This window comes from Moorena sp. SIO3I6 (genome assembly GCF_010672095.1).
The window spans coordinates 1-10,209 of sequence record NZ_JAAHHU010000185.1 but is presented as its reverse complement, the minus strand read 5'-3'; the positions used below and the strand labels follow the sequence as shown (position 1 = coordinate 10,209).

The following is a 10,209-nucleotide window of genomic DNA, read 5'->3' as shown; positions in this document are numbered from 1 at the left end:
TTTTATGATCCTGAGTACCAGTCGGGTATATTCAATTAATGCTCTATGTAGTATTCCACTAAATGAAGACAACAACCGATTTATTCCAGATCATAGCCAAACCTTTCCAGTTGGTTTTAGTTTGCAAGGTGTTAGTGAAAACTTCTCTACATCAGCACCAGTTTCTCTCTATGGTTCTACCAAGCTAGCATCAGAGATAATGGCTCTCGAATATTCCTCAGCATTCGATTTTCCGGTCTGGGTTAACCGATGTGGTGTGATTGCAGGTGCGGGTCAGTTTGGCAAGATAGACCAAGGTATTTTCTCCTTCTGGATTTACCAGTGGATGTTAGGTAAACCGCTATCTTACATTGGATTCGGTGGTGAAGGGAAACAGGTGAGAGATTTCATCTGTCCGGAAGATTTGGCTCGTTTGATTTCCATGCAGTTGTCACAACCTGATAAAAAAGCACCTAAAGTGGTCAATGTAGGAGGAGGTCAGGAATGTTCTATGAGCTTAAAGGAATTGTCACAATATTGTGCTGAAAGGTTGAGAGTAAAAAGAGAGATTAATTCTATACCAGAAACTCGACCTTTTGATATTCCCTATTATGTTACTGATAACAGCTTAGTGCAGGAGATATGGAACTGGAAACCTGAAGTATCAGCGACCAATACTCTAGATGCGATCGCTAACTGGGCTAAGGCAAATCGAGCAGCTATTGAAGTAGGGTTTTGATTTTTACTATGTCATCGTTACGCATTCATTTTCTTACTCAAGGCGTTCAGGAACAAGGTACTTACTTCCGGTTTCATAATCTAGCTGTCGGTTTGACTAACTTGGGTCAAGATGTTACTGTTTTTGGATGTGATTGGAACCCAGCCTCGAAGGAAAGGGAAGAAATACGTGATGGTGTTCAGTATCATATTGTACCTGTATTTCAAGGTACGTCTCTTTTTGGTTCAGCATGTCATCCTCTAACTGCGATAAGACGCTGTTTCGTGGATTATCCTCCCTGTGATGTAGCACATTTATTCCAGCCTTTTCCTAGCGCTGCCTTACCTTGGTACTGGAATTTACCAAAAAAAACCAAATTACTGTTCTACGATTGGGATGATTTATGGATTGGTGGATTAGTAAAAAGTCAACCCAAATTATTTAGAGAATATTGGTTGAGATTTGTAGTAAATTATTTAGAACAACAGCTTCCGCAAAGAGCACTGCATGTCACAACTTGTAGCCATTTTTTAGCAAAAAAAGCATCAAAACGCAACGCCAGTCAAGTATCTGTTATTCACAATGGGTTATGGCCGTTTGTGATTCCTGATCAACAAGCAGCCCGAGAAAGCCTTGGTCTTGATTCACAAGCTCTATATGTAGGTTTTATGGGGAGAACTTGTGCTGAATTATCCTGGTGTTTTGAAGCCCTTGAGAATAATTTACATCGGCATAGTAGTTTACGTTTAGCACTTTGTGGTCCACCTGATAATTGTTTGGATTCAGTTCCTAAAAATGTTCTAAAACGGATGGATTTTTTGGGGACTTTACCACCACTTAAAACTCGTAATTTTGCAGCGGCTTTAGATTTAGGTTTGTTACCTTTGGAGGATAACTCTTTCAATCAAAGCCGGTTTCCCATCAAATATGCTGAATATATGGCTGCATCTACTCCTGTACTATGTTCTGATATTGGAGAATGTGCCAATTTGTCTGATGGTATGCCTTGGGTTATTAAAGCTGGGAAAACCAAAAAACAATGGCTTGATGCTTTTGAAAATGCAATTCATTTAATGCTAATTGGACAACTATCAACAGTTGATATTAATACTGTGGTAGAAAATTTTTCATGGAATTTAATAAGCAAAAAACTTTTAGAAATATATTGGGCAACAATAACAAATATAAAATAGTTTTTCGATAGTATATTGAATGCTAAAACAATTTATTTAAAACTTTTTATTTCATGAATAATTCCTTGATATATAGAGCAAGAAAAACCTTAATTCACAGATTAAACCAAGAGTGGAATAAACTACTTTACAGGCAACTAGATTTGCGATGGAAGTTACAGTCTGGCATAATAGTAAAAATTGCTAATCAAGCAGAATGGGTGATTTATAATGATATCTTTGTAGATGGAGAATATGATCTACCGATTAAGCAATCTTTAGCATCAGGATTATCTGGGAAACCTTTGAATATTTTAGATATAGGTGCAAATGTGGGTTATTTTACCCTAAGGCTAGCAGATTTAATACTTCAAGGTGAGAATTCAGAGTCTGATTTTAAATTAACCTTGGTAGAAGGCAGTCCTAGTATCTATAAGGAGCTTAAATCTCGACTGAATAATGAACCAACTTTAGCTGATAAATTCAAAATTGTTCATGGGCTAGTTGGCGAACGTCAGGGAAGTGGCAAGATACTCGAATCTGACTTTCATGTGATGAATGCAGTTGCATCTAGCAGTTCATCTGGTGGTACTAATGTTTCTTATATTGACCTGGAATCATTGTATTCAGAAAGCTCTGAGATTGATTTACTTAAGTGCGATATTGAAGGGTCAGAGTTAATTTTCCTGGAAAACTATAAGGATTTCCTTTGGCGAGTCAAATCTGCTGTATTTGAGCTGCACCACGATAGATGTGATACGGCAAGATGTTTTGATATTTTGAAGGATGCAGGATTTTTGAATCATCAACAGCTTCGCCAGGAGTCTACATTCTCACTAGAATTTTTCTGGAAGTAACAGCCTCTCAATCAAATCTCAGGTGCTCAATACTTTTAGGCAAACATGACGTTCAACTTATAATAAAATGCCCTCAATGACTAAAGCTATAGTTTATAAATGGTCAGAAGTTGTCCAACGTTTGCAGGTAGATAGCCGATGGGAACAGTCTGCAAAATTACTTTCCCAATCGGAACAAATTCACAGCATCACACATCAACGACTATGTCAAATTCTAGACCGGGCGTGGAATGAATTATCAGAGACAAGCCCAAACAAATCGGATCTATCAAATTTACTGCATGAGTATTACCAACATCCAGTTTGGTTAATAAGTAGTGCGTTTTGCGAATCTGATCAAGCAACCATCAATGACCGTCTAGCGGCAGTACGTTTAATTGCCCATGTGCAGCCTCGCAAAATCCTAGATTTTGGGGGTGGAATTGGTACAGTTTCACGTCTTTGTGCTACAACTATACCTCAAAAACCAGAGCTAATTGATTTAGTAGATATTACAGAATTTCGTCATACTATCAAACAATATTTATCGGATTTTCCCAATATCAGAATTTTGGAAAAGCCTGATGCACCCTATGATGCAATCATATCCACAGAAGTTCTGGAACATCTTATCGATCCAATTGGAGCTGTAGTAGAAATTAACCGTTGGCTGAGAGTTGGTGGTGCCTTTGCCGCTAGTTGGAGTTTTGGTCCTGTGATCAAATGTCATTTACCTCAAAACTTCCATTTGCGACGACTCATGCCTTGGATTATCCGTAGCTTGGGATTTGGGTTTTATGGTTTTGAGCGGCGAGGGAGTACAGTTTATGGCTTTGTAAAGCATTCAGAAGTTACACCGGCAATGCTCAAACAAGCTCGTTTTCTGGAGCTAATTTCTAGACTACCCATACCCTCTGACCGGTTACTTCTCTTGATGCGTGGGCTATAAAGCTTATGAAGGTTTTTATGGTTTGCTCAGGACTCGGTAACGTAAAACGAGGATTCGAGTCCTTTACCCAAGAATGCTTTGAAGCTTTATCAAAAGCTCCTTCTCTGGACATAACTCTCTTTAAAGGAGGCGGAGAATCTCATCACAAAGCAATTACACTGTGGAACTTCCACCGTGATGCTTGGTTAGCAATTCAACTTGGAAAGCTTACTGGTAGAGGCTCCTACTTCATTGAACAAGCATCATTTGCTTTCAGCCTCTTACCGTACATCCATCGTCAGCAACCTGATGTCATTTACTTTAGTGATGGCGCTATAGGCAACATGCTCTGGCACTGGCGGCGTTTGACCAAGCAAAATTACAAGCTTCTTTTCTCTAACGGAGGTCCCCTGTCACCACCTTTTCACCGTTGGGATTGTGTACAACAAGTGACGCCTACTCAATTCCAAATTGCTATAGATGCGGGGGAACCTGCTGCTAAACTAAGCTTGGTTCCCTATGGGATTAAAATATCCACTAAATTACAAATTTTATCAATTTCTGAGCGAAAGGCACTAAGATGCCAACTAGGATTGCCAGAAAATCAGCCTATAATCCTGTCTGTGGGAGCAATTAATAAATCTCACAGACGCATGGATTATGTCATCCGCGAAATTGCTACCTTGCCTGAACTGCGTCCTTATGTTTTGCTGCTCGGGCAACAAGAGGCAGAATCCTCTGAAATTATTGAACTGGGCAATCAGTTGTTAGGTGCAGATAATTTCCAGGTGAGAACTGTTGCTTCCCATGAGGTTGCTAACTACTACAAAGTTGCTAATGCTTTCGTTCTGGCTTCTCTAGGTGAAGGATTTGGACGAGTGTTTTTGGAAGCAATGTCTCATGGTTTGCCCTGTCTGGCTCATGACTATGATGTTGCTCGCTTTGTCCTAGGAAAAGAAGGCTATTTGGCTAACTTTGAGTTGACAGGAAGCTTAGCTACTTTAGTCAGTCAAGTTTTAGCAGAAGGTGATGAACAATCTAAGCGTCATCTTCGCCATCAAAGCATTTATGAACGTTTTAGCTGGGAAAAACTGCGCCCAGCTTATGTCGAGATGATTGAATGCTGTATAACAGGTAAGAATAAAGCGCGATCGCTCTCTTTGGACAAAGTGAGTGTCTAACTTCTACCAGTGAGCTAAACCCGAAACTAACTAAGTCATCTAAATAAACTTAATTAGATTTTAATAATTATTAATAAATATGAAGAAGATATTAAAACAAATACTAAAAAAATGGCTACAAGCAATTGGCAATAAACTTCTAGGTATTAGCACTATTAAGAATATTGATCAAATCACATCAGTCAATAAAGGAGTCCAAATATTGCTTTCCTTGAAATATCAGGAATTACTGCGGGAAAAGGCTCCTATGCCAAAGTTGGAAGATATTGAATTTAGAGCATTTGCCCAAAATGGAGAAGATGGTATATTACTCTATATTTTTTCATTAATTGGTACTACCAACAAAAAGTTAGTCGATATTGGCTGTGGTTCTTGTCTGATCAGTAATCATGCTAATTTCATCATCAATCACGGATGGACTGGTCTTTTAATCGATGGCGATGAAGGAAATATTAAGGCAGGAAGAGAATTTTATTCCGAGTGTCCTGATACACAGGTGTGGCCGCCAAAGCTTGTCCATGCTTGGGTTACTAAAGATAACATCAATTCACTAATTTCTAATTATTCATTCCAGGGTGAAATTGACTTGCTGTCTTTGGATATAGATGGAATCGATTACTGGATTTGGCAAGGGATTGAGTGTATCAGTCCAAGAGTAGTTGTACTGGAATATATAGATGTATGGGGACCAGATACATCGGTTACAGTACCTTACCAAGAAAATTTTGTAGGCAAGTACGATGAACATGGTTTGTACTATGGTAGTGCTTCTCTCTCAGCATTTGTCAAATTAGGCAAAGAGAAGGGGTACAGACTTGTTGGTTGCCAACGCTATGGATTTAACGCCTTCTTTATTCGTTCAGGAATAGGAGAAGATATTTTTCCAGAGATTTCCCCTGCTGAATGCTTCCATCATCCGAAAGCTAAGTATGGAGTAGAAAGTCGATTGGCAAAGGCCAAGGAAAATGAATGGATTGAGGTTTGATCGATAGTCAATCAGCATCAAGTTTGGTTAATCATTTGGAACTAATACCTTAAAATCCATGAGAACTCTCATTGCTTCAAGCATAGATTCTAGCTCTTAGTACAATCATGAATTCAACTCCTCTGTTCTCCGTTATCATTCCAACATACCACCGTAATGACTTGCTGGCAAAGTGCTTGGATTGCCTAGCGCCTGGGGTTCAGACCTTGCCAGCAGAGCAATATGAAGTAATTGTTACTGATGATGGTTCTCAGACAACTGCTGAGGAAATGATTCGGGAGAAATACCCTTGGGCAAAGTGGGTAGCTGGTCCGCGCAAAGGTCCAGCAGCAAACCGAAATAATGGGGCTAAGTATGCTCAAGGGGAGTGGCTGGCTTTCACAGATGATGACTGCTTACCTGATCGACAGTGGCTAGAAGCTTATGCTGTTGCTATAGGTGCTGACCCTTCTTGCTTGGTTTTTGAGGGACGGACTTATGTTGACCGTCCCAGACGCAGCCTTGGGGAAACATCCCCTATTAATGAGTCAGGTGGTTATCTCTGGTCATGCAACTTTGCAATACAAAAGCAACTTTTTAAGTCTCTAAGTGGCTTTGATGAGCGATTTCCTTATGCCGCTATGGAGGATGTAGACTTGAGACTCAGAATTACAAATAGTGGATGCAAATACTCCTTTATCAAAGCAGCTTCTGTTTGCCACCCATGGAGATTTCAGGGAGGGTGGAAAAAGCTGAAGCAACATCAGGATTCAACATTCGTGTACTTATCTATTCACCCAGAAGAGTTGTTAATTATAAATTCTATATATTACTTACGATTGGCTTTTTATGGTTTTTTTAAATCCACGATACCTGAAATATTAAAGCTTAAATTTTCTGGTCTTATATACGCATTATTAGAACACTTATCATTTTTACAAATGGCATTTTTTATCTGGAGATACAAACGTAGATTAAATCCATAAATGTTAATCTTTAAAGTCAATTAAAATTTTATCTATGAAAACGATTACTTTTCAAGACAATTGGCTTGAGAGCTGGAAATATAGCTATCCATACGATTTGATGGAAATCTATGGAGACATGAGCTATCGTGGCTACGCCTACGCCTACGCTAACCGTCGCCAGCACACCTTGGAATTAGTTCAAAAAGTCGCACAACCAGGAGCAAAAATCTTAGATGTAGCAGCTGCACAGGGAAATTTTACACTATCCCTAGCAGAGTTGGGTTATGAGGTTACCTGGAATGACTTGCGTGAAGAGTTAATTGATTACGTCAAGCTTAAATGGGAGCGTGGTACTATTCACTATGCGCCAGGGAATGTTTTTGAACTAGGTTTTGATACCTATTTTGATGTCGTATTAATTACAGAAATTATCGAACACGTTGCCTATCCTGATGATTTCCTGAAAAAAATTGCTCAGATGCTAAAACCAGGAGGGCATATTATTATGAGTACTCCTAATGGTGAATACTTCCGTAATGGTTTACCGAAGTTTTCAGACTGTCCTGATCCTAGCCAGTTTGAAGCAATCCAATTCAAGCCCAATGCAGACGGTCACATCTTTCTACTCCATCTAGATGAGCTAGAGTTACTGGCACAACAAGCTGGCTTAGTTGTTCTAGAAACCAGAATTTTTAACAATCCCCTCACCAATGGTCACCTAAAATTTGGAACATTATTAGAGTACTTACCTCGCCATTGGGTTGATACTTGTGAAAATATCACCAACTCAACGCCATGGTCATTGCAGAAGAAACTACACCACAGCATGGTTGCTTTACTAACTAGCCAGTCAAATCAAACTAGCTGATGAACGAAATACCAGTAATTTCTATTGTTCCCCGGCTTCCCCCTGCAATTGACGGAGTAGGAGACTATGCCTTCAATTTAGCTCAACAACTACGGAAAGACTTCCGCATTGAAACCCATTTTCTTGTCTGCGACCCAACCTGGACTGGAACAACACAAATCCAAGGGTTTCCCATCAGCCAAGTGAATGTCCATTCTGCTGATACTCTACTATCTCGACTGCCGAGGGATCCCACTGCTACAGTCTTACTGCACTACGTTGGTTATGGATATGCCAAGCGGGGTTGTCCTGTCTGGTTAGTAGATGGCTTGCAGCGTTGGCGGAATGCTAGCATCCATCGAACCCTTGTAACCATGTTCCACGAAGTCTACGCTTCTGGACCATTTTGGACGAGTACTTTCTGGCTATCGCTACTGCAAAGAAACTTGGCAGTTCGTCTAGTTCAACTAAGCGATCGCGTTCTTACTAGTAAACAACTTTATGCCGAAATTCTCTATCAGTTGGGTCAGGGCAAACACAATCAAATCCTAACTCTACCTGTATTTTCCAACATCGGAGAACCAGAGCAAGTGCCATCCTTGGCAAAGCGTAATCGGCGTCTAGTGGTGTTTGGAGGGCGAAACAGTAGACTACGAGTCTATAAGAACTCAATTACAGAACTCAGTCATACCTGTAAATTACTGGGAATTGAGGAAATCTTGGATGTCGGACCACCAACGTGTTTAACGTTATCAAGTGTGAACAACGTACCGATAGTTGAGAAAGGTAAGCTGTCTGCTATAGAAATCAGTGACATTCTATTACATTCTTTAGTTGGTTTCTTTGACTACCCCACTGACTTCCTCGCTAAATCAACTATCTTTGCTGCTTACTGCGCTCACGGGTTGTTGCCTGTAAGCGCTCGATGCACTAGATTGCCGGTAGATGGAATAGAACCTAGGAAACATTACTGGATTCCAGATGCAAGGGGAACAGGATTGAAAAATGTGGAAGAAATGCAGCTGATTGCAAACAATGCCCACGCCTGGTATCAAACCCATAGTTTATCCGTACAAGCCAAGACTTTTTCCACGAATTTGGTCAAGCATTCATGAATAAGCAAAAGCCACCGTTATTCGAGCAAGCAGCAATTGAACTTGCAGTCATAATTAACTCGTTTAACAGACTGGGACTGTTGCGTGAAGCTCTACCATCAATCACTCAAGCTCTTAAGCACACTCTTCCAAAGTCTGCCATTATCATTTTTGAGGCTGGTTCCACTGATGGTAGCATTGAATTTATCGAAGAATTTTCAGCACACACTCAAGAACTACAGATCATTTGTCTCCGTCCCTCAGAAGAAATAGATACCTCCTTTAGTGCAGGCTGTAATTTTGCTGTCCAGTTTGCTGCTCAAAAATTTCCCCAGTTAAAGTGGTGCTTCTTTTTTGAGACAGATAATCTTATCAAAAATCAATCAGCCCTCCCCTTAGCAGTGAAACTTTTAGAACAAGAGGAAAAATTGGCAGCAGTCGGCTTTACCATTGAGCAATGTGACGGTTCTAAAGCTGGTTTTGCTTGTCGCTTTCCCACGCCACTATCTTTTCTTGTTGGACAACAAATTTCCCGGAGATTCTCTTTGGAAAAGATGTCAATAAGTCATTGGTATCCCTTTTCGGAAACTCATTGGGGTATTTGTGATATTGTTTTTACAAGTCCACTATTAGTCAGATATTCAGCGTGGTTATCTGTTGGTGGTATGGATACAGAAAATTTTCCCTTTTCCGATTCTGATAATGATTGGTGTTGGAGGGTTTATAAGCAGGGTTGGCGTATGGCTGTTTTAGATGTACTGGGAGTAATTCACGACAACCAAACGCAATCATCTTCATGGTCGGCTAACCGAGTTATTAATTTTCATCAGGCGAGATTACGTCTGTTGGTTAAACACTACGGTCAATGGATAGTTTGGCTAAAACCCTTATTGTTTGTGAGACACTTATTGGAGTTTTTCCTACTCATATTCACTTCACTTAGGTCGGAACGGGCTAAAAAATCACTTCGTCAGCGAGTAACTCTTACAAGAACTGTCTTCAAAGACTATCAAATATGATAAACATGAAAAACTTAGCTAGCGCTCTTAGGTGGAAAGCCAGACAAAAGTATTCACAGATCAGATGCTATTTGGGCGGGGGATACTATATATGGCAGGCTGAAGATGGCATTAAATTTGTATCTCGAAGGGGTGAGGCTTTTTCTCATGTCCTCTATGTCTGCCAAGGTCATGAAAAAATAGAAATGAAATGGTGTCGTAGATGGATTGAAACTGGTGAGCCAGGTCAATCGGTTATCGATTGTGGAGCTAATATAGGCTATTTTTCTGCTGTGCTAGCTCAAGCTTGCTCACTTAATCAGATTCTCGCAATTGAAGGCAATAGGAATACAGCTGAGTTTTGTAGACAAAATTTTAATATCCTTGGCCTTAAGAATGTGACTGTAGTCGAAGCTGTTCTTTCAGCTAGCTCTGCCGATAGTTACGTTATACCTGATATACCCGGTCAAGAACCCTGGCAGCGAGCAGTTAAAGTTGAAGCCTCATCAAACGCCGTTCAAACG

Annotated in this window: 11 protein-coding genes; all 11 read left to right on the top strand. The window is 40.1% G+C overall.

Features of this window, described 5'->3' with window-relative positions:
* Positions 1-718: NAD-dependent epimerase/dehydratase family protein (locus tag F6K49_RS30295; protein WP_293102562.1), on the top strand; the 718-nt coding region annotated here is incomplete at its 5' end.
* Between the two features lie 8 nt (positions 719-726).
* Positions 727-1,890 carry a glycosyltransferase gene (locus tag F6K49_RS30290; RefSeq protein WP_293102559.1) on the top strand — a complete coding sequence of 388 codons (1,164 nt, stop codon included), beginning with the start codon at positions 727-729 and terminating at the stop codon, positions 1,888-1,890.
* A gap of 53 nt (positions 1,891-1,943) precedes the next feature.
* Positions 1,944-2,726, top strand: a complete 783-nt coding sequence (locus F6K49_RS30285; RefSeq protein WP_293102556.1) for an FkbM family methyltransferase — start codon at positions 1,944-1,946, stop codon at positions 2,724-2,726.
* A 76-nt stretch (positions 2,727-2,802) separates the two neighbouring features.
* Positions 2,803-3,654, top strand: coding sequence for a methyltransferase domain-containing protein (locus tag F6K49_RS30280; protein ID WP_293102553.1), 852 nt, complete (start codon positions 2,803-2,805; stop codon positions 3,652-3,654).
* Positions 3,655-3,671: 17 nt separating this feature from the next.
* On the top strand, positions 3,672-4,814 hold the full coding sequence (locus F6K49_RS30275; protein ID WP_293102550.1) for a glycosyltransferase family 4 protein: 1,143 nt from the start codon (positions 3,672-3,674) through the stop codon (positions 4,812-4,814).
* Positions 4,815-4,893: 79 nt separating this feature from the next.
* Positions 4,894-5,799 carry a hypothetical protein gene (locus F6K49_RS30270; protein WP_293102547.1) on the top strand — a complete coding sequence of 302 codons (906 nt, stop codon included), beginning with the start codon at positions 4,894-4,896 and terminating at the stop codon, positions 5,797-5,799.
* Between the two features lie 107 nt (positions 5,800-5,906).
* Complete coding sequence (locus tag F6K49_RS30265; RefSeq protein ID WP_293102544.1) at positions 5,907-6,764, top strand: glycosyltransferase; 858 nt, start codon at positions 5,907-5,909, stop codon at positions 6,762-6,764.
* Between the two features lie 34 nt (positions 6,765-6,798).
* Positions 6,799-7,614, top strand: a complete 816-nt coding sequence (locus tag F6K49_RS30260) for a methyltransferase domain-containing protein (RefSeq protein WP_293102541.1) — start codon at positions 6,799-6,801, stop codon at positions 7,612-7,614.
* On the top strand, positions 7,614-8,708 hold the full coding sequence (locus tag F6K49_RS30255; RefSeq protein WP_293102538.1) for a glycosyltransferase family 1 protein: 1,095 nt from the start codon (positions 7,614-7,616) through the stop codon (positions 8,706-8,708). The genes F6K49_RS30260 and F6K49_RS30255 overlap by 1 nt, the downstream gene beginning before the upstream one ends.
* Entirely contained in the window at positions 8,705-9,706 is a 1,002-nt protein-coding gene (locus tag F6K49_RS30250; protein WP_293102535.1) for a glycosyltransferase, read from the top strand. The genes F6K49_RS30255 and F6K49_RS30250 overlap by 4 nt, the downstream gene beginning before the upstream one ends.
* A 185-nt stretch (positions 9,707-9,891) precedes the next feature.
* The coding region (locus F6K49_RS30245; RefSeq protein WP_293102531.1) for an FkbM family methyltransferase at positions 9,892-10,209 on the top strand (318 nt) is incomplete at its 3' end.